Origin of the sequence: Parageobacillus sp. VR-IP (assembly GCF_013357975.1) — a bacterium.
In the GTDB taxonomy this organism is placed as follows: Bacteria; Bacillota; Bacilli; order Bacillales; family Anoxybacillaceae; genus Saccharococcus; species Saccharococcus caldoxylosilyticus.
Genome location: NZ_JABVYQ010000004.1, coordinates 125,707 through 148,398 on the forward strand (window position 1 = coordinate 125,707; position 22,692 = coordinate 148,398).

Consider the following 22,692-nt stretch of genomic DNA (forward strand, 5'->3'; position numbering starts at 1 on the left):
CGCCGCAAATGAATTAAATGATTCCATCTCGTATTGCTTTGACAATGGCTTCCGTACGGTTTTTCGCATTCATTTTTTGTAAAATGGTCGACACATAGTCGCGAACAGTATATTCGCTTAAATGCAATCTCTTAGCCGCTTCATAGGTGGAAGCTCCTTCTGCGACTAATTTCAATACTTCAATTTCGCGAGGAGACAAATGGGGTGTTGCAGCGGCTTGTGGAAATTCCGGGCGATCGCCGCCGAATTTTGCTAAAATTTCCCCGGCGCTTTGGCCGAATTTCATAACGGCGGTAAAAATGTCACTCGAAATGTTAAATGGTTTTCCTGGTCCTTGATCTAAAATGGCTGCTCCGATGAGTTTGCTTTCCGAAGGAACGTAAATCGGGGCAATAACAATAGATTCGAGTTGAAACTGTTTGACATATTTGATCGGCAGGCCTTCCGCTGCCTCTGACACATAAATGGGCGGCAAATTCGTGATGTGTCCGCCAAGCAGCTGTAATCGCTGCATATAATTTTTAATTAGCGGGAGGCCATTGATATTCTCGTGAATGTTTTTTATCTCTTCGTTGTTCAGCTGGTACCCATAAAGTCCAAACCCGCTTTCATTCGCGCTAGAATAAGCAAACAATGCACACCGTTCAAACGGCAAGTAGTTCACAAAACCAGACGAAATATATTCAAACGCTTGATGTAACGTTTTAGCACGCATAATCCATTGATCGAATAAAATGACCGCATCCTTCCATAATTGCTCCTGTTTCGTCTTTTCTAGCGCCTTTTCCCCTGTATTGAACATTTGCAAGGAATGCATGATAAATGGAAGAGCTTGGTGTTCCGTTTCGTTTGTACAAAACAATAAAATTTTTTCTTCCCACGGGATCGGAAAAACCCGCATTTTTTCCCCTGTTTTCGACATGAATTCAAGCAGGGACTCCGATAACGCAAATAATGTATCCGCTTTCAATTGGAGGTCGATCGTTGAAGGCAAGAAGTTTGTTTGGCTGTACATTTTTTTTACATAAAACCCCTCCTCTGATTTTGTCAATTCAGCAATCCAATGAATGGGAAGCTGCCTTGAGGAGGCGAGTTGCTCGAGGAAGTGGTCTATGTTGTACTTTTCATCATTGCATTCTTTAAAAATGACTTCATGGATTTTAGAAAACAAATATTGAACCGCTTGATGTTCTTGAAATGAATCACCGATGTTGGATTGAATTGCCTCATGGGCGGCATTTTCCAATAACGTAAAGATAAAAGTCATTTTGTTGGAAGGGAACAAACTTGAATTGTGTTTCCATCCCTCTTCGATATCCTGCAAAAGTTCTTCGATGTCTCCTCTGTTTGTGAATAGCCTTTCGGAAAAAAAGTCGATGGTGGTTTCCAACGGCTGCGCCGCGATGTTTTGTTTTTTCTGTAATTCAGATAATTTCTCTTTCCACTTGGCAAGAATCAGTTCGTGGTGCTCTTGAATCATATCAATACCGTTTTGCAAGATGTTGTTCATTTTTTCTTTTAACGTCAGGCACATCGCATCGTTTCCTCCTTTTGATGACCTAATCGTTATTGGAGAAATCTGTATCGCTGTTTGGTGATCAACGGAAAAAGAAGTATTGCCTGAATCTGTGATAGAAACTTGAATAAACGACTCAAATAGCCTTATGATTGAACGAATTTTTTCTTTGCCTCTTTACTTAATTTAGGTGAAGTGGCAAAAATGAACGAAATCAGTGATATTATTGGGATTTCGAAAGATGAAGAAATGAAGCTGTTACGGATTCAGGTATTAGCGATTTACCCTTTCGATTGGCTGGCAGTGATTATATTAATGCAACAATATTATAACAATTCTGTCTATTTTATAACAAGATGGAGATCTGGCATTTATCCGTTTGGCAAAATGGGGGATAACCATTCGCACCGTCATAGAAAAGTAATAACAAATGCTCACCTTACATATAGAAATTTATCCAACTCTGTTTAAACCTTCCTTGTTTTTCGTCCAAATTGATAAAGGCTTGGAAGGAAGTGATGGAAGCAATCGGCCTGCTTTCCCAGTAAGAGCTTTTTAGACATATATTGCAGGGAGTCCGTCCATTCATTGGAACAAAAAAGTGCTGATGGAGGAGAAAAACAATTTGTATTTCGATGGAGGAGGAAATCAAAAATGTTCAATTATTGCTCGCTGTTGGGGAATTAGAGAAACATCATTCAAACAGAATGTATGATCATACACGGGAGATGGCAAAGGAGATGAGGAGGTTTAGGCGACAAGGGATTTCACGTACAATTTAAATTAGAAGAAGGGAACGTATCCATCTTACCAGCTTTAATTAGCTATGGGTTCGCTTTTGTTTTGAAAAAGATACAGTGAGTCCCTTATACTTGTAAAGGAGGATATCGTCAAATGAGAGGATGGGATGATGCCGATGAGCGTTGCTGAACATAAAAAAGAAGCTCCGCTTACTGTCCGCTGCAAAGTTGTCACTGTAAGCGACACAAGAACGGCGGAGACGGACAAAAGCGGGAAACTGATGATCGAGTTGTTAAGCGAAGCCGGACATGACGTTGTTGCATATGAAATCGTGAAAGATGAAAAAGAGGCGATCCGCCAGACCGTGCTTGACGGCTGCCGGCGGCCGGACGTCGACGTTGTGCTGACGAATGGCGGCACCGGTATCGCAAAAAGAGATGTGACGATTGAAACGGTCAAGGAAATCATCGAAAAAGAGATCGTTGGCTTTGGCGAGCTGTTTCGAATGTTAAGCTATACGGAAGATATCGGTTCAGCGGCGATGTTGTCGCGGGCGATTGCCGGGGTGGCGAACGATACAGCCATTTTTTCTACACCTGGGTCGTCGGGCGCAGTGCGCCTTGCGATGACAAAATTGATTTTGCCAGAGCTTGGCCACGTCGTGCGGGAAATAAGGAAAGATTTACGATAAAAGCAAAAAGTGCCCGTTCAAGGAACGGACACTTTCTTTTTGATTAGGCATTTTTCTGCTTTTCGATTTCGTGGTTGCGGAGAATAAAGCGTTGAATTTTCCCACTAGGCGTTTTTGGAAGTTCTGATACGAATTCTACTTCACGAGGATATTCGTGTTTGGATAAATGATTTTTGACAAACAAAGATAGTTCTTGCGCCAGTTCTTCCGATGGAGTATAGCCATCCGCCAACACGACGAAAGCTTTCACTATTTCCCCTTTTAATGGATCAGGCTTTCCAACGGCTGCTGCTTCCACTACGGCTGGATGTTCAATGAGGCAGCTTTCGATTTCAAAAGGACCAATGCGGTATCCGGCGCTGGAGATAATATCATCGGCCCTGCCTTGGAACCAAAAGTATCCGTCCGCGTCTTTCGTTGCCAGGTCTCCAGTGAGAAACCAGTTTCCCATCAATCTCTCCGCCGTTTTTTCAGGCTCTTTCCAATAACCTTTAAATACGTTTGGAATAGAATTGGTGTTAAAAGCAATTTGTCCCACTTCTCCGTCTGCTACCGGAGTTCCTTCATCGCCCAGCAATGCGACTTCAAATCCCGGCAATACCCATCCCATGGAGCCTGGTCGTATTTCCATATTTACCGCGTTGAAATTGCCAATCAGCATTAATGTTTCCGACAGACCGTAGTGGTCATGGACAGTTATCCCTAAATGCTGTTGGAAAAAGCGAATGACTTCCGGGTTAAGCGGTTCTCCTGCGGAGCTCATGGCGCGTACGCCGATCTGGTATTTACCGATTAATTCCGCGCCCGCCGCAGCCATCGCGCGATAAGCGGTTGGGGCATACGTAAAGTTGGTTACGTGATATTTTTCCATCAACGAGTAATACGTTTCCGGTTTAAATGGGCCTTCATAAAAGACGATTGGCACACCAAAGCACATTGGAGCAAAGGTGCAAAAGATCAATCCATAAGCCCATCCCGGGTCAGCTCCTCCTAAAAAGACATCGTCATCCCGCAAACCGATCGCATATCGCATATAAGGATAAATGTTAATAAGCAAGTTGTGCGACCACATTGCTCCTTTCGGCATTCCCGTTGAACCCGATGTATATTGGATTGCCAGTAAATCGTTTACCGTTGTTTCTTCTGTTTTATGGTCGACAGATTCTTTTGAAAGCGTTTCCCAAAAAGGCAAATCGTTATCGTTATCCGCCCCATCAATGATAAAAATATGTTCTAATGTTGGCGTTTTTTCTCTTGAAGGCAGTTTGGAACGTTGTTCTTTATTCGTCAATATCACTTTTGCTTCGGAATGGTTAATCCGATATTCGATCGCTTGCGGGCCAAATGCTGTAAAAAGCGGTACATAAACGGCACCGACTTTCCAAGCAGCCAGAATATAGACGATCAGCGCAGGATTTTTGGGCAAAAGGGCACAAACTCTATCCCCTTTTTTCACCCCAAGTTTGCGAAATACATTGGCCATTTGATTCGACCAGTCCCGTAATTCTCGATAGGTAATGGTTCTCTTTTCTCCTAAATGGTTTTCATAAAATATAGCAATGCGTTGCGGATCGTCTGCATAACGGTCGCACACTTCATGGGCAACATTGAAACGATCATGCGGATTCCAATCATAATGTGCGAATACGTTATTCCACGAAAAAGAATCAATGATCGAAGTATAGGATGCTGCTTTTGTCATGAGTATCCCTCCGCTTACATAAAATAGAATCAATATAAATAATAATGTTAATAAATAAAATATTCAATATATTTTATAAAAATAAAAATTGGAATATAAAAGAAGGAGAGTTTCACCGCTTCTGTCTCTCCTTCTTTTTATTGAGGCATACGCAATGATACTGTTTGATTCATCCGATACCAAATCCATAAATCATTAATGATCGAAGCGAGTTCAGCGATCTCTGCATTTAATCGGCAGGAGCGTTCGAAATCATTTTCGTTTCCGAGCTCGTCTTGTTTTTTGTTAATGGTTTTCTCCAATTCGGCAATGCGGTCGGGGATGGCACCACGAATGGTTTCCCAGCGCAGCAAAATGGCGTTTTGTTCTTTCTCGCTATAATCCTCCCAATCTTTTTCTAACTTTGGCAAAGAAATGCCAAGCCGTTGATCATAAACAAAATATTGCTCCATTCTTTTCTCACCCTTTCCCTTACCGTTTATTGTACAAAAAAGGGAAGGAGCTAACAATTAGTATTTTTATACTTTATGATGAATAACTATTGAAAAACGGCGAAAAAGCTGATAAAGTGATAATAGATTGTTATGAATATTTATTTATATAAGGGTATATTTATGTAAAGGGAAAGGAGAATAAAAAATGGCTAATCCGAAACTGGTGCTGGCATACTCTGGGGGTTTAGATACATCGGTTGCAATTAAATGGCTGCAGGAGCGGGGCTATGATGTCATCGCCTGCTGTTTAGATCTTGGCGAAGGAAAAGATCTCGATTTCGTAAAGGAAAAAGCATTAAAAGTCGGGGCCATTAAATCGTATGTCATTGATGTGAAGGAAGAATTCGCGAATGAATACGCGCTGATTGCCTTGCAGGCGCATGCGCTTTATGAAGGAAAATATCCGCTCGTATCCGCCTTGTCGCGTCCGCTGATCGCGAAAAAATTGGTGGAAATCGCGGAACTGGAAGGCGCAGTTGCTGTTGCCCACGGCTGCACCGGAAAAGGAAATGACCAAGTCCGTTTTGAAGTGTCGATTAAAGCGTTAAATCCAAACTTGGATGTTATCGCCCCAGTACGGGAATGGAGCTGGTCGCGCGAAGAAGAAATCGAATATGCGAAAAAACACGGCATTCCGATCCCAGTGGATCTTGACAGCCCGTTTTCCATCGATCAAAACTTATGGGGCAGAAGCAATGAGTGCGGCATTTTAGAAGACCCGTGGGCGGCTCCGCCGGAGGAGGCGTACGAACTGACGGCAGCGCTCGAGGATACGCCGGACGAGCCAGAAATCATTGAAATCGGTTTTGAACAAGGCGTGCCGACAACGCTAAACGGTCAGCCTTATTCGCTTGCGCAGTTAATTTTGAAACTGAACGCGCTTGCCGGAAAACATGGCGTCGGGCGCATTGACCATGTCGAAAACCGCCTTGTCGGCATTAAGTCGCGGGAAGTATATGAATGTCCAGGAGCGATGACGCTGATTAAGGCGCACAAAGAGCTGGAAGATTTGACGCTCGTCAAAGAAGTCGCGCATTTTAAACCGATTATCGAACAAAAATTGGCGGAAGTCATTTATAACGGTTTATGGTTCTCGCCAATTAAAGATGCGCTTGTCGCTTTCTTAAAAGAAACGCAAAAAAACGTAACCGGCGTCGTGCGTGTGAAATTGTTTAAGGGGCATGCCATTATCGAAGGGCGCAAATCGGAATTCTCTCTATATGATGAAAAGCTGGCAACCTATACAGTGGAAGACCAATTTGACCATCAAGCGGCTGTTGGGTTTATTTCCTTATACGGATTGCCAACGAAAGTATACAGCATCGTAAACAACCAAAAGAAGGTGACCATGTGAAAAAACTTTGGGGAGGACGGTTTACGAAAACAGCGGAAGAATGGGTCGACGAGTTTGGAGCGTCGATCCCATTCGACCAAGAGCTGGTAGAAGAAGATATCGAAGGCAGCATCGCCCACGTGACGATGCTCGGGAAATGCGGAATTTTGCCAAGTGAAGACGTAGAGAAAATCAAAAATGGTCTGTATACCTTGCTGGAAAAGGCGAAACAAGGCAAGCTTGAATTTTCCGTTGCCTACGAAGATATTCATTTAAACATTGAAAAAATGCTTATCGATGAAATCGGTTCTGTCGGCGGGAAGCTGCACACGGGAAGAAGCCGCAACGACCAAGTGGCGACCGATATGCATTTATATTTGCGCAAGCGCGTGACCGAAATTATCGCGCTGATCAGACAATTGCAGAAAACACTTGTGGAAAAAGCCGAGGGGCATGTGGAAACGATTGTGCCGGGATATACGCATTTGCAGCGAGCGCAGCCGATCTCGTTCGCCCATCATTTGCTCGCCTATTTTTGGATGTTAGAACGCGATCGCGAGCGATTCCGCGAGTCATTAAAGCGCATTAACAAGTCGCCGCTTGGCGCAGGAGCGCTTGCCGGAACGACGTTTCCGATCGACCGCCATATGACCGCGGAGCTGCTTGGATTTGATGGCATCTATGAAAATAGTATCGATGCGGTAAGCGACCGTGATTTCATCATTGAGTTTTTAAGCAACAGCGCCATGTTGATGATGCACTTATCCCGTTTTTGCGAGGAGCTCATTCTTTGGTCGAGCCAGGAATTTCAATTTATCGAAATCGATGATGCGTTTGCGACAGGAAGCAGCATTATGCCGCAAAAGAAAAATCCCGATATGGCCGAGTTAATCCGCGGCAAAACGGGACGGGTATACGGCAATTTATTCGGGCTGTTGACCGTGATGAAAGGAACGCCGCTCGCGTACAACAAAGATATGCAGGAAGATAAAGAAGGCATGTTTGACACAGTAAAAACGGTGATTGGTTCGCTGAAAATTTTCGCCGGCATGATTGAAACGATGAAAGTCAATGTAGACGTGATGGAAAAAGCGACAAAACAAGATTTTTCCAACGCGACCGAGCTGGCCGACTATTTAGCCAATAAAGGAGTACCGTTCCGTGAAGCGCATGAAATCGTGGGAAAGCTTGTGTTGGCATGCATTGAAAAAGGAGTATTTTTAGCCGATTTGCCGCTTGATGTCTATAAAGAAGCGTCACCGCTCTTTGAAGAAGACATATATGAAGCGCTTAAGCCATACACCGCTGTTAACCGCCGCAATAGCGCGGGCGGAACAGGATTTTCCGAAGTAAGAAAAGCGTTGGAAAAAGCCAAAGAAATAGTGAACACTCCGTAGCGGATGCTTCGGAGTGTTTTTCTTTTATTCTTTTTCGGTTCGCACGACAAGCACATCGCATTTCGCATAGCGGGTGATATGTTCGGAAACGCTTCCAATTAGGAGACGTTCCATCGCGTTTAACCCGGTTGCTCCGCAAATAATTAAATCGGCTTTATATTTTGGCGCCACCTCTTTTGCGATTTTGACTTTTGGCGAACCGAACTCAATATCGATGACCACGTCGTTTAACCCGGCGGCAAATGCCTGTTTCTGGTAGTTGCTAAGCAGCTCTTTCGCATATTGTTCCGATCGTTCTACGACAGTGTGATCATGTATTTCTACTGTTGCAAATCCACGCAAGTCAATGATATGGGACAAAATTAATTTTGCATTGTTGCGTTTGGCAATTTGAATCGCTTTTTTAAATGCCCATTCCGCTTCTTTCGAACCGTCTACCGCAACGACAATCGTTTTGTACGTCATTGTCATGGGCCTCCACTCCCTTTGGATAAAAATGCTATCCCTATGATTAGTATACCCCCATGCAAGCAATGAGAAACTACTGTATATATGACACTTTGATGAAAAAAGGAGTGGAAGAAGTGGAAAAAAAGTACAACGAAAATTGGTATTATGATGAAGAGGAAGTCAAAATCATTAGTGAACAAATCATGGATGCGTATCATAGCGGCGTGGTGGATCATGATGAGCTTTACTACGATCCAAAGCGCGAAGTCGGCGAATAGAATTAATGTGAATCCATCATGGTGATGTCTCACCATGATGATTTTTTGAAGCGGGATGGATGCGCGGCCACATAATTTATAGTAAATTAAAGTAAAGACAGGAAGTAGTGAAGGTGAGGAGGAGTAGTTGTGCGACATGCCCTCATCACAGCCGGAGCGAAAGGGCTGGGGAGAAAAGTAACGGAATTGTTATTAGAAAGAGGATATTCGGTAACGGTCAACTATCGGAGTGACGAGGCAGCAGTGCGGTCGCTGCAAGAAAAGTACGCCCATTTAGAAGACCGGCTTCAGTTTGTCCGCGGGGACGTCACGAAAAAAGAGGATTTATCGGTGCTTGTCGAGTCGGCATTGCAGCGATTCGGCCGGATTGATTGTTTGATCAATAATGCTGGTCCGTATATTTTTGAGAGGAAAAAATTAGCCGATTACACGGAAGAGGAATGGTATGAAATGATTGAAGGAAACTTAAGCGCCGTTTTCCATTTAGTAAAGAAAACGATTCCGTTAATGAGAAAACAACGGTTTGGACGCATTATTACATATGGATTCCAAGGGGCGGCGGATGCTCCGGGATGGGTGCATCGATCCGCGTTTAGCGCGGCAAAAGTTGGTTTAGTATCGTTGACGAAAACGATCGCTCTCGAGGAAGCGGAGTATGGCATTACCGCAAATATGGTTTGCCCAGGCAATATTGTTGGGGAAATGAAAGAAGCAACCATTGCTTATGCGCGGACGAAAAAAGATGAGGAAACTCCCATCGGTCGCTCAGGGACAGGCGAGGATATTGCCCGTGTGATCGCTTTCTTATGTGAAGAAGATTCGGATATGATTACAGGAGCAGTGATTGATGTCACCGGGGGAGTCAATGTCCTTCACCGTCATCGGACGTAAGTTGTTTCTTGAGAAAAATCACCTCCTTGCATTAGTGAGGTGATTTTTCTATTGGAAAAAACTCGATCGAAATTACTTTCATTCTTATTGTAGGAGGGTGTGAAGCGCATCGGGAAAAGAGCGAAAAAAGCTGTTTATTTATAGAAAAAAGGAGAAACATAAATAATGATGGTTTCATATTTGACGGCAAAAGGATATGGTATAGTAAGCAAAACAACTAGGAGGAATTTATAGCAATGAAAATCGGTATTCCAAAAGAGATTAAAAACAATGAGAACCGGGTGGCGATTACACCAGCAGGAGTAATGACATTAGTAAAAGCTGGGCATGAAGTATATGTGGAAAAAGGAGCGGGTCTTGGTTCCGGTTTTTTCGATGAAGAGTATGAAAAAGCAGGCGCAATCATCGTCCCATCTGCTCAAGATGCATGGGCGGCGGAAATGGTGTTAAAAGTAAAAGAGCCGCTTCCAGAAGAGTACGCTTATTTCCGCGAAGGCCTTATTTTGTTTACTTATTTGCATTTAGCCGCTGCAGAATCGCTGACGAAAGAATTAATGAACAAAAAAGTAATCGGCATTGCTTATGAAACGGTACAATTGGCAAACGGTGCGCTCCCATTATTAACGCCAATGAGCGAAGTAGCAGGAAGAATGTCTGTGCAAGTAGGCGCGCAGTTTCTTGAAAAGCCGCACGGAGGAAAAGGGATTTTATTGGGAGGCGTGCCGGGGGTGCACCGCGGAAGAGTAACAATTATCGGCGGCGGGACGGCTGGAACGAACGCGGCAAAAATAGCAGTGGGGCTTGGAGCGAAAGTGACGATTTTAGATATTAATGCTGAGCGGCTGCGCGAGCTTGACGATCTGTTTGGCGAGCATGTAACGACGTTAATGTCCAATCCGTATAACATCGCTGAAGCGGTGCAGCAGTCTGATCTTGTCATCGGCGCCGTATTAATCCCTGGCGCGAAAGCGCCAAAGCTTGTGACGGAAGAAATGGTGCGCTCGATGTCACCGGGTTCCGTGCTTGTCGATATCGCCATCGATCAAGGCGGAATTTTCGAAACGACCGACCGTGTTACGACTCATGATGATCCGATCTATGTCAAGCATGGAGTTGTTCATTATGCGGTAGCAAACATGCCGGGAGCGGTGCCGCGAACATCCACGTTTGCGCTTACTAACGTCACCATCCCTTATGCGCTGCAAATCGCGAATAAAGGGTATCGCGACGCCTGCCTGCAAAATGAAGCATTGCTAAAAGGGATAAATACGCTAAATGGTTCGGTTACGTATGAAGCGGTAGCAAAGGCGCACGGATTGTCGTATACTGATGCGAGAACATTGCTCGAACAATCGTGAGAACATTCATTGTTGTGAAAAAGAGCGGCATTGTTTTTTTAGCCGCTCTTTTTACCGTTAAACAACAATAAGCTCTTTTGGATAGGCAGTTAAAATGCCAACGCCATCATCATCAATAAATACATCGTCTTCAATACGAACTCCGCCGATAGATGGGATGTAGATGCCCGGTTCAATGGTAAACGTCATGCCGCGCTCTAATGGCATCGTATTAGAGGCATTCATGGACGGATACTCGTGTATTTCAATGCCTAAACCGTGTCCGACGCGGTGTGTAAAATATGGGCCATATCCTGCCTGTTCAATCACCGCTCTGGCCGCCCGGTCGACAGCGCCGATGGCTGCGCCTGGCTTGCACGCGTCAATTGCGGCAAGCTGCGCGCGCAAAACGGTATCATAAATCGCCTTTTGTTCTTCCGTCGCCGAACCAAAAACGACGGTTCTGGTAATATCGGAACAGTAGCCGTCGACGATGACGCCCAAATCAAACAAAACAAAATCGCCGCGCTGAATAGGCGTCTGTCCTGGCACGCCGTGAGGATTGGCGGTGTTTTGGCCGGCAAGAACCATGGTGGCAAACGACATTTCCCGTACGCCTTTCCGTTTCATTTCGTATTCAATCGTCGCGATAATATCTAATTCTGTTTTTCCTTCACGGATGGCGCTTACACCGACTTCAACGGCATAATCGGCAAGCTGCGCCGCTTGCCGCAGTATGGCAATTTCTTTTTCATCTTTGATCATCCGCAATTGCCGCAATTTTTCTTCGGCGTTGAGCCATGTATGCGCTTTAAAATAGGTATGAAGCTGTTCGTAGCGTTCTAAAGAAAGATGACTTTTTTCGACCGCGATTTGCTCGACCGCGATATTTCTTGCCTGGATATGCCGTGCGATCAATTCCCATGGGTTGGCTGTATCATCATAATCGATGATTTCATAGCTCCAGCCAGATTGGCGGGCGCGCGCCGTTTCCATTTGCGGGCAAATCAACACTGGCTCTCCTTCAGGGAAAACAAGCAATGCTAATAGCCGTTCATGGGGATCGCACCAAAACCCGCTTAAATAGAAAACGTTTGGACTTGACGTAATGAACGCCAATGAAATATGTTGTTCTTGAAGCCAATCGGAAAATAATTGAAGCCGTTTGTTCATTGTGCACCTTTCCTTTCTTGTTTCTCTCTATTTGAGAGTAGCAGGAATAAATGAAAATGTAAATGTTTATAACGGATGCAGCAGGGAAATGAAAAACCATCACGAAATAATACTATGAAAGGGGAGGATTATCGTGAAAATCACTTACCATGGCCATTCCGTCGTAAAAATCGAAACAAATGGGAAAACGATTTTGATTGATCCGTTTATTACTGGAAACAGCACCACCGATTTAAAACTAGAAGAAGTAAAAGCAGATGCCATTTTGCTTACCCATGGCCACGGCGATCATGTTGGCGATACGGTGCAATTGGCGAAGAAAAACAATGCGCTTGTGGTCGCCACCTTTGAGCTGGCTACATATTTAGGATGGCAAGGAGTTAATACTTACGGCATGAATATCGGCGGCGCGCATGAATTTGATTTTGGAAAAGTGAAATTGACGCAGGCATTCCACAGCTCCGGCTATGTCACGGAAGACAATCAAATTATTTACCTAGGGATGCCGACAGGGATTTTATTTACGGCTGAAGGAAAAACGATTTACCATGCCGGAGATACCGGATTGTTCTCCGATATGAAGCTCATTGGTGAACGCAATCAAATTGATGTGGCGTTTTTGCCGATTGGAGACAGCTTTACGATGGGTCCGGAAGATGCCGCCCTTGCCGCTGAGTGGCTGCGTGCGAAAACAGTAGTGCCGATTCATTATAATACATTCCCGCCGATTGTCCAAGACCCTGAGAAATTTGTCGCGTTGCTTCCTGATGGGGTCGGCCGCGCCTTAAAACCTGGAGAAAGCATTGAATTATAAAATGAAAAAAGCGTCTCAATATGAGGCGCTTTTTTTGAGAACAAATGTGCCAGACCCTTCATTGAATTGAATTGGTTTCGCCCGTATAATGAAAATAAGACATCGGTAAAGGGTGAAGAAACTTGGTGACGAAACATGAACAAATTTTGCAATACATTAATAGTTTGCCGATCGGTGAAAAAATTTCCGTACGGCAAATTGCCAAAGAAATGGGCGTCAGCGAAGGCACTGCGTATCGCGCCATTAAAGATGCGGAAAACAAAGGCTATGTCAGCACAATTGAACGTGTCGGCACGATTCGCATTGAGAAGAAGCGAAAAGAAAATATTGAAAAACTGACATATGCGGAAGTAGTAAACATTGTCGATGGGCAAGTGCTCGGCGGGCGCGAGGGATTGCATAAAACGCTGAACCGATTTGTGATTGGTGCCATGCAGTTAGAGGCGATGATGCGCTATACCGGGGCAGGCGACTTATTAATTGTCGGAAACCGCACGAAAGCGCACGAACTCGCACTCGAAGCTGGGGCAGCCGTGTTGATCACCGGTGGGTTTGATACGGAAGATCACGTAAAAAAATTGGCGGATGAACTGCAGCTTCCGATTATTTCGACCAGCTATGACACGTTTACCGTCGCGACGATGATCAACCGCGCGATTTATGACCAGTTAATCAAAAAGGAAATCGTTCTTGTCGAAGACATTTTGATTCCGCTCGAAAAAACCGTCTATTTATATACAACGGATCCAATTGAACGTTGGTATACGTTAAATCGTGAAACACGGCATAGCCGCTTTCCGGTTGTCGATGAACAACTAAAAGTGCAAGGGATGGTAACGGCAAAAGACGTGCTTGATTTTGATCGGCAATTGCCAATTGAAAAGGCGATGACAAAGCAGCCGATTACCGTAAAAGGAAAGACATCGGTCGCTTTCGCCTCCCATGTCATGGTGTGGGAAGGCATTGAATTGCTGCCGGTCGTGGATGAACATAATCGGCTTCAGGGAATTATTAGCCGCCAGGATGTATTAAAAGCACTGCAAATGATTCAACGCCAGCCGCAAGTCGGCGAAACAATCGATGATATTATTACAAGTCAGTTCCGGGAAGTGGATAACAATGGAAAAGAAGAAGCGTTTCGCTGCACAATTACACCGCAAATGACGAATCACTTAGGAACGTTGTCATATGGAGTGTTTACAACAATTGTCACCGAAGCGGCTACACGCGCACTTCGTTCCTATAAACGTGGGGATTTGGTCGTTGAAAATATTACCATTTATTTTATTAAACCGGTGCAAATTGACAGCACGGTGGAGGTAAAAGCGAAACTGCTAGAAATCGGGCGGAAGTTCGGAAAAGTGGACGTAGAAGTATATAACGAAGGCGTTGTCGTCGGCAAGGCAATGATGATGTGTCAGCTCATGGATCGCTAGCCAAAAAACGGGACGCGTGCTACGCCCCGTTTTTTGCTGTTTGTTTTGCTTCTTCAATAACGAGCGGCAAATAATATTTGTAGGTGCGGTAGCCCGCCCATGCGCTTCCGGCGCCAATTAACAAGAAAACGGTCCCGACAATATAGGTGACAGTAGAAGGGTGAAGAAAAAACTGATTGAGGCCAAACAGAAAGACGAACAACCCGAGTGCAATGCTCGATTTGGCGGAAAGCCAGCGCCGTTCCAGCGGGCGGCGGGAACGAAAATATTTGATTTTATAATAGACGTAAAACGAAAAGGAAAATATAATGAAAATTACAAGTGTTGGCATAACTCAAACCTCCACGATGTTTTCCTATCTTATTGTACATAGAAATGAGCAAGAATTCTAGCAAGGATCTTGCTTGTTTACGTATAATGAAAAATATAGGGCAAAAGGGGAAGAAAAATGAAAGAAAAATGTTTGGAAATTTTAAAAGCAGTACAACAGTTTGATACGATTGTCATTCACCGCCATGTGCGTCCAGATCCCGATGCGTACGGGTCACAAGGGGGATTAGCGGAGATTTTGCAAGCATCGTTTCCGGAAAAAACGGTGTATACGGTAGGAAATGATGAAGAGTCATTGCAATTTTTACGGCGGATGGATATCATCGATGACGCTGTTTATCGCAATGCGCTTGTGATCGTTTGCGACACGGCGAATCAGGAGCGGATTTGCGATGAACGTTACCGTCTTGGCAAAAAGCTGATTAAGATTGACCATCATCCGAACGAGGATCCATATGGAGATATAGTATGGGTCGATACAAACGCCAGTTCCACGAGTGAAATGATTTATGAGTTTTATTTGGCCGGTAAAGAAGATGGATTGGTGATGACAAAAGAAGCGGCGCGTTTAATTTATGCGGGCATTGTCGGCGATACCGGACGGTTTCTTTTTCCGCGCACGAGCGAAAAAACATTCCGTTACGCAAGCGAGCTCATTCAATATGGTTTCTCTTTGACGGAGTTATATGACGGGTTATATCGCACGAAGTTGAATGTAGCGCATTTAAGCGGATACGTGCTGCAGAACTTTACCGTATCAGAAGAAGGGGTGGCGGCGGTAAAAATGCCAAAAACCCTGCTCGAACAATACGGCGTTACCGCTTCTGAGGCTTCGCAGCTTGTCAGCCTTCTTGGCAATATCGAAGGAATTGTCGCATGGGTATTTTTTATTGAGGAAGAAAAGGAAATTCGCGTCCGCTTCCGTTCTAAAGGCCCAATTGTCAATGAAGTGGCGAAAAAATACCGCGGTGGCGGCCATCCGCTTGCAGCAGGGGCTTCCATTTACTCTTGGGAAGATGCGGACCGTGTTATTGCCGATTTGAAAGCGGCGTGCCGATCCCGATAAAACGCGGAAATGCCCCGGTAAAGTCCGGGACATTTCTTTTTATGAGGAAGGCAGCGGCTTTAATTTTAATTCAATCGACAAGGTGGTAAAGACAAACAGCTGATAAATTTCCAATTTATACAATTGTTCGTTAATCGTGTATGTTTTGTTTTCAATAGCCCGCTTTAGCAACTCCCGGCTGTTATAAACGGTTTCGATGTCTTTTGCCTTCAGGTGGGAAATATCTTCCTTTACGCTTTCTTCAATGCGAAATGTCGTATAAGAGTCGAGTTTATATTGCTCCGCGTTAACGAGATGGACAGAAATTTCTTGTACCATCAATTTTTTTTTGTTCATTTTATTTTGTTTGACGTAGTCTTCTTGCCAAATGCGAACTTCGTTTTCCAAATCGGCAATTTTATCTTGCAGCTCGGTTATTTGTCGGACTTGTTTTTCCTGCAGAACGCCGAATAAATGCAAAAAAACGATCCAGCTGATGATCGCACCGATCGCAACGCCGGCAAAAAAGCGCTGCCACGTAGGATAGCGATAATAAGACGGGATTCTCATGAAGAAATATGCTCCTGTGTCAGCCAAGTAATGATGGTAACTCCCGTCTGCGCTCCTCCCATCGCCGAAAGAATAAGAAGGAACTGTCTCACAATGTCGCGCGTCTCCCCAAAAAATAATCCCCGTTCCACCATATAAAACGTATCAAACGTTCCACCGATGGCAGCGACAACAGCCCAAATCCGCAAATCACCAGCAAAACGATACATGGCGGTGAGCGGCTGCTCTCCGCTTAAAAATGCGCCAAGCGCCCCGATCATCGCTCCGCCTAATAGCACGCCGGCCGCGATAAAATAACTTTGAATAAAAGCAGGCAAAAATGCAATTTTTTCATTCATGCTTCTCCCACCCTTTCCTTTACTACATGTATATGGACGAGTAGGGAGGAGTATGTTTTGCCAAGGAAAAGTTTTGTCTTCTATAATGAAGGAAAAGGAGGGAGAAGAGCGTTGTCGTTTGTCCACCTTCAAGTCCGCAGCTGCTACAGTTTGCTGACGAGCCCGACGAAAATCAGCGATTTAATCAAAAAGGCGAAAGAGTTGCAATTTCCCGCTCTTGCGCTAACGGATGAAAATGTATTGTATGGCGCGATTCCTTTTTATATCGAATGCAAACGCTTCGGCATTCAGCCGATTATCGGGATGATCACAGACATTGCTCTGGAGGGAGAAAAGGCGTATCCACTCGTTTTGTTAGCGAAAAACGAAACAGGTTATCGTCATTTAATGAAAATAAGCAGCGCGATTCAGACGGCGGCAAGTGAAGAAGGCATTCCGGAAAAGTGGTTATGGCGCTACCGCGATGGACTGATCGCCCTAACTCCGGGAAAAAAAGGGCAGGTAGAAACATTGCTTGCCCATGGGGAAAACGAAAAAGCAAAACAGGTGTTAGAGCGGTATAAGCAAATATTCGGGGCGGATGTATATCTTTCCGTGCAGCGCGGGGAACAGGCGCGCGAATCGTATGAAGCGGAGCTAATCCGCTTAGGGGAAGAAACCAATACTCCGCTTGTGGCAACGAACGATGTCCAATATATCGAAAAAGAGGACGTGTTTGTGCAGCGTTGTTTATTGGCAATTAAACATGGAACGGAAATGAAAGAAGAAAAAAACGTTATCGGAGAACGATATTTTACACCGCCGCAGGAAATGGAAAGACGTTTTGCCGATCTGCCGGAAGCGATAGAAAACAGCAGGAGAATTGCTGAGCAATGCCAGCTGCATCTAGAGTTCGATACATTAAAGCTGCCAAAATACCCGGTCCCGGAAAAGGAAAGCGCTGGTCGCTATCTGCGCCGGCTTTGCCTAAAAGGGCTATATGAACGGGTTTCGTCTCCTTCCGCTGTTTACAGGAAACGGCTGGAGTATGAGCTTCATGTGATTGAGCAAATGCGTTTTTGCGACTATTTTTTGATCGTGTGGGATTTAATGAATTTTGCCCGCAAAAAAGGGATCATGACAGGACCGGGAAGAGGATCGGCAGCTGGGTCGCTTGTGGCATATACCCTTTATATTACCGATGTGGATCCGATCCAGTACGGTCTTCTTTTTGAGCGGTTTTTAAACCCGGAACGGGTATCGATGCCTGATATTGATATTGATTTTCCCGATGACCGCCGGGAAGAAGTCATCCAATATGTCGCCGCCAAATACGGGCAACAACATGTTGCGCAAATCATCACTTTCGGTACGTTCGGCGCCAAAGCGGCTCTTCGCGACGCAGGCAAAGCGATGGGGATGAATGTAAAAGAAATAGAACATATCGTCCAATCAATTCCGAATAAGCCGGGAGTAACGATTCAGGAAGCCTATGAGCAGACCCCTGCCTTTCGCCAAGCGGTGCAAGCTTCTTCTTTATTCCAAAAGTGGGTGGCAACGGCTATGAAAATAGAGGGGTTGCCGCGTCATACATCTACCCATGCGGCCGGCGTCATTATTAGCAGCGAACCGCTGACGGAAATGGTTCCGCTGCAACAAGGACATGGCGAATGGTATTTGACGCAATATCCGATGGATGTGTTGGAGCGGCTCGGCCTGCTGAAAATGGATTTTCTCGGTTTGCGCACGTTAACATTGCTGGAGCATATATGCCGCCTTGTCGAGCAGCAAACCGGAAAAACGCTCGACATCCGCTCGCTCCCATTAGATGACCGGAAAACATACGAATTATTAAGCAATGGGGATACGAACGGCATTTTCCAATTGGAGTCCGACGGGATGAAGCAAGTATTAAAGCAGCTGAAACCGTCTCAATTTGAAGATATCGTTGCTGTCAACGCGCTCTATCGTCCCGGTCCGATGAGCTACATTCCTGTTTATATAAAAAGAAAGCATGGCAAAGAACATGTTTCCTATCTTCATCCTGATTTGGAGCCCATTTTGGCGCCTACATACGGCGTTCTTATCTACCAAGAGCAAATTATGCAAATTGCCGCCAACATTGCTGGCTTTTCATTAGGGAAGGCGGATTTGCTGCGCCGCGCTGTTGCCAAGAAGAACAAGGAGCTGCTTGATGAGCAGCGCCATGAGTTCGTGCAAGGATGCCTCAAGAACGGTTATAAGGAAACATTTTCTAATGAACTTTATGATATGATTGTCCGTTTTGCCAATTACGGGTTTAACCGGAGCCATGCGGTCAGCTATGCCTTGCTTTCTTACCAGCTTGCCTATTTAAAAGCCCATTATCCACTCTGCTTTTACGCCGCGCTATTAACGAGCGTCATCGGAGATGAAGAAAAACTGTCTTTGTATATTTATGAGGCAAAACAAAAACTGATTGCGCTGCTGCCGCCTTCCATTAATCAAAGCCGCTATGACTTTTCAGTAGAGCGGGCAAAAATCCGCTATAGTTTAGCCGCCATTAAGCATGTCGGGGCAGTCACGGTAAGGGCGATTGTCCAAGAACGGCAAAAGGGGCCGTTTGCCGACTTTTTTGATTTTTCTGTGCGCCTATTTGGAAAAGGCATCAACCGAAAAACGATCGAGTCGCTTATTTTGTCAGGCTGTTTTGATGAGTTCGGAGTGGAAAGAGCCTCTTTATTGGCAAGTGTGGATGTCGCACTAGAGCACGCTCAGCTTATCGGTCCGTATGTGAAAGAAGGTTTGTTTACCGATTTGTCCTTAAAGCCAAAATATGTGGAAGCCCCTGCACTGTCGTTGGAAGAGAAGCTGAAGCATGAAAAAGAATTGCTCGGTGTGTATGTTTCCCCGCACCCGACAACGGAGTATCAAAAGGCATTTCGTTTGGCTGGCGCCAAACCCATTTTCAGCGTATGCAATGGAGCGACGAATTCTTTGGTTAAAGTAGGCGTATATATTGCAGAAAAAAGAAAAACGCGGACGAAAAAAGGAGAGGAGATGGCCTTTTTCACCATTAGCGATGAGAGCGGGGAAATGGATGCGGTGGCGTTTCCTAGTGTATATTCCCGTTATTCCGCAGCGTTGGAGAAAGGAAATATACAGCTGTTGGAAGGAAAAATAGATGTACGCGCCGGGAAACCACAGCTGGTGATTCGCCAAGTGCTTTCTCTTTTTACGAAAGCACTATATATAAAAATTCGTCCAGAACATATGGCCGCTGGAAAATTGTTTACACTAAAAGAGTTATTGCGAAAATATCATGGAAATACTCCTGTTTTTCTTTATTATGAACAAGAGCAAAAGATGGTCAAATTGGCCGAAGAATACAATGCTGCCGTAACCGATGAATGTATAGCGGCATTAAAGGAGCTCCTTGGCGGTGAACATATTGTAGTCAAATGATTATTTCTTTACTATTTTGCAATTTTGTTATATCGTATAGACATTAGGTGGTCAGACCAGTGATGGAAATAGAAGGAAAGCATAGTTGCAATGGCATGCTAGGGAGGGATCACCGGTAAAGGACGCAAAAGTATACATCGAAACGCTCGAACAAATCCGCCGAATCATTCGCGAAGACGGACTGGTCGCCGGCGATAAACTTCCTTCTGAACGCGAATTATCAGAGCGTCTGCAAGTCGGCCGCTCTTCGGTGCGCGAGGCGCTAAGGGCGCTCGAATTTCTTGGCATAATTGAAACGCGGCGCGGTGAAGGAACTTACATTAAAGATATAGGGAACCACCAGCTTATTAACTTGCTCGGAATGTTTATTTTGCAAGATAAGCGCGCCAAAGCGGATTTGGCAGAAACGAAGTGGCTCATAGAGCAGCTTTGCTTGCAGCTTGCCTGCCAACGGTGGCAAGAAAAAGATTTGGCGTGGCTTAAAAAAAACGTTCGACAAAAATCAATGAATTATGAGGTTTTTTTTCAATGGGTGACGATGGCGACACACAACTATTTGCTAGAGCGAATTTGGCGGGTGCTGCACAACTTTTCCGCTACGATCAGCGGCACCGGTTCATTGCCTGATGTATTTTATGAGAAGATGCTAGAAGCATTGGCGAAGCGGGATGAGGCGGTTGTGACGGAAATATGGAAAACATATGTGCGTCCTCCTTTGTCGAAAGAGAAATGACATCGTTTTACAAAAAATATGATGAATTTTCGATACAGTAGTAGATAGAGCCAAAAAGTGAAGGGGGGAATACCTCATGTGGAAAGACATATTTATCAAAAAGAAGAAATATGCGTCGATTCCTTCCCAGCAAGTGAGATACGAAGTTCCCGAGGGAATTATGACGAAGTGCCCAAAGTGCAAAAAAATTATGTATACGAAAGAATTGATAAAAAATTTGCGCGTTTGCATGAGCTGCGGCTATCACCATACGATGCCGTCGCGGGAGCGAATTGACAGTTTGCTAGATGAAGGCAGTTTTCGCGAATACGACGCCGATATGATTTCCGTCAATCCATTGCAGTTCCCAGGATATATGGAAAAGCTCGAAGAAGATCGCCGTAAATCGAACTTAAATGAAGCGGTTGTCACCGGCGAAGGGACGTTAAATGGCTATCCGCTGGTAATCGCCGTAATGGATTCGGCGTTCCGGATGGGGAGCATGGGCTCTGTCGTCGGAGAAAAAATTACAAGAGCAATTGAAAAAGCGAGGGAACTTCATGTCCCATTTCTTATTTTTACCGCTTCCGGCGGCGCTCGCATGCAAGAAGGGGTATTAAGTTTAATGCAGATGGCAAAAACGAGTGCTGCTTTAAAATTGTTTAGCGATGAAGGCGGTCTGATTATTTCGGTGATGACGCACCCAACTACCGGAGGGGTGTCGGCAAGCTTTGCTTCGCTCGGGGATTATAATTTTGCCGAACCGGGGGCGCTCATTGGCTTTGCCGGCCGCCGCGTGATTGAGCAAACGGTGCGCGAGGAGCTTCCCGAAGATTTCCAAACAGCGGAATTTTTGCTGAAACACGGTCAGCTGGATGCCGTCATCCACCGCCACGACTTAAAGGAGACGCTGACGACGGTGCTGGATATTCATCAAGGAGGAGGAGAACACGGATGGTGGCAGAGTTAGATTTTGAAAAGCCGCTCATTGAATTGCGTCGAAAAATTATCGAGTTAAAAGAGTTTATGAAAACCGCCGAGGTCGACCTTTCGGCAGAAATTGAAAAATTGGAAGCGCGCCTTGCCAAACTGGAAAACGATATATATTCGAACTTAACTCCATGGGATCGCGTGCAAATCGCCCGTCATCCCCAGCGACCGACAACGCTAGATTACATAGCTCGGCTGTTTACGCATTTTTTAGAATGCCATGGGGACCGCTGTTTTGGCGATGACGAGGCGATTGTCGGCGGAATTGCCAAATACGACGGCTTGCCTGTGACTGTGATTGGCCACCAACGCGGAAAAGATACGAAAGAAAACATTCGCCGCAATTTCGGCATGCCGCATCCAGAAGGATATCGCAAGGCATTGCGGCTCATGAAACAAGCGGAAAAATTCCAGCGCCCCATCATCTGTTTTATTGATACAAAAGGAGCTTATCCGGGAAAAGCAGCGGAGGAGCGAGGACAAAGCGAGGCGATCGCTAGAAATTTATTTGAAATGTCAGGGCTTACCGTGCCGATTGTTTGCATTGTAATCGGCGAAGGCGGAAGCGGCGGTGCGCTGGCGCTTGGGGTTGGCAACCATATTCATATGCTCGAAAACTCCACGTATTCTGTCATTTCCCCGGAAGGAGCGGCGGCGATTTTGTGGAAAGATGCGGCACTGGCACAGCGCGCAGCGGAAACGATGAAAATTACTGCGCATGACCTAAAAGAGCTCGGGGTGATTGATGAAATTATTCCAGAGGTTCGCGGCGGCGCTCATCGTGATGTCGATCAACAGGCGGCAGAAATCGATAAGGTGTTGAAGCGCTCGCTGCAGCAGCTCCTAAAGCTGGATGGCGAAACATTAGTCCAGCAGCGATATGAAAAATTTAAACAAATCGGGCAATTTACGTTTTCCCACGATGACCTACGGGTAAGATAAAAACAAAGCTGTCTCCATCTACGAGACAGCTTTGTTATATTGCAAGCCGTGTTAACAAATATTTAACAGCTTCTCTATTGTGTTCTTCT

General features: G+C 45.1%; 22 protein-coding genes. 14 read left to right on the top strand and 8 right to left on the bottom strand.

Annotated elements, in window-relative coordinates; all coding sequences use genetic code 11:
- Positions 1-13 precede the first annotated feature (13 nt).
- Positions 14-1,534 (bottom strand): response regulator transcription factor, encoded by a 1,521-nt coding sequence (locus tag HT574_RS11270; RefSeq protein WP_175244683.1) that lies wholly within the window; start codon positions 1,532-1,534, stop codon positions 14-16.
- A gap of 186 nt (positions 1,535-1,720) precedes the next feature.
- Here HT574_RS11270 and HT574_RS11275 point away from each other — a divergent pair, with 186 nt between their 5' ends.
- Together HT574_RS11275 and HT574_RS11280 are read left to right on the top strand one after the other, a co-directional pair.
- Positions 1,721-1,987 carry a hypothetical protein gene (locus HT574_RS11275; RefSeq protein WP_175244684.1) on the top strand — a complete coding sequence of 89 codons (267 nt, stop codon included), beginning with the start codon at positions 1,721-1,723 and terminating at the stop codon, positions 1,985-1,987.
- 445 nt (positions 1,988-2,432) lie between these two features.
- On the top strand, positions 2,433-2,948 hold the full coding sequence (locus HT574_RS11280; protein WP_175244896.1) for a MogA/MoaB family molybdenum cofactor biosynthesis protein: 516 nt from the start codon (positions 2,433-2,435) through the stop codon (positions 2,946-2,948).
- Positions 2,949-2,991: 43 nt separating this feature from the next.
- Here the strand turns inward: HT574_RS11280 and HT574_RS11285 are convergent, their stop codons facing one another.
- Together HT574_RS11285 and HT574_RS11290 are read right to left on the bottom strand one after the other, a co-directional pair.
- Complete coding sequence (locus tag HT574_RS11285; RefSeq protein ID WP_175244685.1) at positions 2,992-4,650, bottom strand: acetate--CoA ligase; 1,659 nt, start codon at positions 4,648-4,650, stop codon at positions 2,992-2,994.
- 137 nt (positions 4,651-4,787) lie between these two features.
- Positions 4,788-5,102, bottom strand: a complete 315-nt coding sequence (locus tag HT574_RS11290; protein WP_042407601.1) for a hypothetical protein — start codon at positions 5,100-5,102, stop codon at positions 4,788-4,790.
- 187 nt (positions 5,103-5,289) lie between these two features.
- Here HT574_RS11290 and HT574_RS11295 point away from each other — a divergent pair, with 187 nt between their 5' ends.
- Both HT574_RS11295 and argH read left to right on the top strand, forming a co-directional pair.
- Entirely contained in the window at positions 5,290-6,498 is a 1,209-nt protein-coding gene (locus HT574_RS11295; protein WP_017434982.1) for an argininosuccinate synthase, read from the top strand.
- The gene (gene argH / locus HT574_RS11300) at positions 6,495-7,874 is read left to right on the top strand and encodes an argininosuccinate lyase (RefSeq protein WP_175244686.1); all 1,380 of its coding nucleotides are present in this window, start codon (positions 6,495-6,497) and stop codon (positions 7,872-7,874) included. Before HT574_RS11295 ends, argH begins: the two co-directional genes overlap by 4 nt.
- A 24-nt stretch (positions 7,875-7,898) precedes the next feature.
- On the opposite strand, the gene HT574_RS11305 is transcribed toward argH, so the two are convergent.
- On the bottom strand, positions 7,899-8,345 hold the full coding sequence (locus HT574_RS11305) for a universal stress protein (protein ID WP_175244687.1): 447 nt from the start codon (positions 8,343-8,345) through the stop codon (positions 7,899-7,901).
- 113 nt (positions 8,346-8,458) lie between these two features.
- On the opposite strand from HT574_RS11305, the gene HT574_RS11310 reads away from it, so the two are divergent.
- The 3 genes from HT574_RS11310 (at position 8,459) to ald (ending at position 10,851) form a co-directional block, all read left to right on the top strand.
- Entirely contained in the window at positions 8,459-8,602 is a 144-nt protein-coding gene (locus HT574_RS11310) for a hypothetical protein (RefSeq protein WP_169735602.1), read from the top strand.
- Between the two features lie 129 nt (positions 8,603-8,731).
- The gene (locus tag HT574_RS11315) at positions 8,732-9,493 is read left to right on the top strand and encodes an SDR family oxidoreductase (protein ID WP_175244688.1); all 762 of its coding nucleotides are present in this window, start codon (positions 8,732-8,734) and stop codon (positions 9,491-9,493) included.
- Between the two features lie 236 nt (positions 9,494-9,729).
- Entirely contained in the window at positions 9,730-10,851 is a 1,122-nt protein-coding gene (gene ald / locus HT574_RS11320) for an alanine dehydrogenase (protein WP_175244689.1), read from the top strand.
- Positions 10,852-10,908: 57 nt separating this feature from the next.
- On the opposite strand, the gene HT574_RS11325 is transcribed toward ald, so the two are convergent.
- Positions 10,909-12,003, bottom strand: a complete 1,095-nt coding sequence (locus tag HT574_RS11325) for a M24 family metallopeptidase (protein WP_175244690.1) — start codon at positions 12,001-12,003, stop codon at positions 10,909-10,911.
- Between the two features lie 133 nt (positions 12,004-12,136).
- Between HT574_RS11325 and HT574_RS11330 the strand changes: the two genes are divergently transcribed.
- Positions 12,137-12,817, top strand: coding sequence for a metal-dependent hydrolase (locus HT574_RS11330; RefSeq protein WP_175244691.1), 681 nt, complete (start codon positions 12,137-12,139; stop codon positions 12,815-12,817).
- A gap of 122 nt (positions 12,818-12,939) precedes the next feature.
- Complete coding sequence (locus HT574_RS11335) at positions 12,940-14,253, top strand: CBS domain-containing protein (RefSeq protein WP_175244692.1); 1,314 nt, start codon at positions 12,940-12,942, stop codon at positions 14,251-14,253.
- Between the two features lie 19 nt (positions 14,254-14,272).
- Here HT574_RS11335 and HT574_RS11340 read toward each other — a convergent pair whose 3' ends face one another.
- Positions 14,273-14,584 (bottom strand): YtpI family protein, encoded by a 312-nt coding sequence (locus HT574_RS11340; protein ID WP_175244693.1) that lies wholly within the window; start codon positions 14,582-14,584, stop codon positions 14,273-14,275.
- 117 nt (positions 14,585-14,701) lie between these two features.
- Here HT574_RS11340 and HT574_RS11345 point away from each other — a divergent pair, with 117 nt between their 5' ends.
- Positions 14,702-15,649, top strand: coding sequence for a DHH family phosphoesterase (locus tag HT574_RS11345; protein WP_017437261.1), 948 nt, complete (start codon positions 14,702-14,704; stop codon positions 15,647-15,649).
- Positions 15,650-15,688: 39 nt separating this feature from the next.
- On the opposite strand, the gene ytrI is transcribed toward HT574_RS11345, so the two are convergent.
- On the bottom strand, positions 15,689-16,198 hold the full coding sequence (gene ytrI, locus HT574_RS11350) for a sporulation membrane protein YtrI (RefSeq protein WP_175244694.1): 510 nt from the start codon (positions 16,196-16,198) through the stop codon (positions 15,689-15,691).
- Positions 16,195-16,536, bottom strand: coding sequence for a sporulation membrane protein YtrH (ytrH, locus tag HT574_RS11355; protein WP_175244695.1), 342 nt, complete (start codon positions 16,534-16,536; stop codon positions 16,195-16,197). The genes ytrI and ytrH overlap by 4 nt, the downstream gene beginning before the upstream one ends.
- A gap of 111 nt (positions 16,537-16,647) precedes the next feature.
- Here ytrH and dnaE point away from each other — a divergent pair, with 111 nt between their 5' ends.
- From dnaE to accA, 4 genes are all read left to right on the top strand, one after another.
- Positions 16,648-19,959, top strand: a complete 3,312-nt coding sequence (gene dnaE, locus HT574_RS11360; protein WP_175244897.1) for a DNA polymerase III subunit alpha — start codon at positions 16,648-16,650, stop codon at positions 19,957-19,959.
- 85 nt (positions 19,960-20,044) lie between these two features.
- Positions 20,045-20,692, top strand: a complete 648-nt coding sequence (locus tag HT574_RS11365) for a FadR/GntR family transcriptional regulator (protein ID WP_175244696.1) — start codon at positions 20,045-20,047, stop codon at positions 20,690-20,692.
- A gap of 76 nt (positions 20,693-20,768) precedes the next feature.
- Positions 20,769-21,641, top strand: coding sequence for an acetyl-CoA carboxylase, carboxyltransferase subunit beta (accD, locus tag HT574_RS11370; protein ID WP_017437256.1), 873 nt, complete (start codon positions 20,769-20,771; stop codon positions 21,639-21,641).
- Positions 21,626-22,603 carry an acetyl-CoA carboxylase carboxyl transferase subunit alpha gene (accA, locus tag HT574_RS11375; protein WP_017437255.1) on the top strand — a complete coding sequence of 326 codons (978 nt, stop codon included), beginning with the start codon at positions 21,626-21,628 and terminating at the stop codon, positions 22,601-22,603. Before accD ends, accA begins: the two co-directional genes overlap by 16 nt.
- The last annotated feature ends 89 nt before the right edge of the window (positions 22,604-22,692 follow it).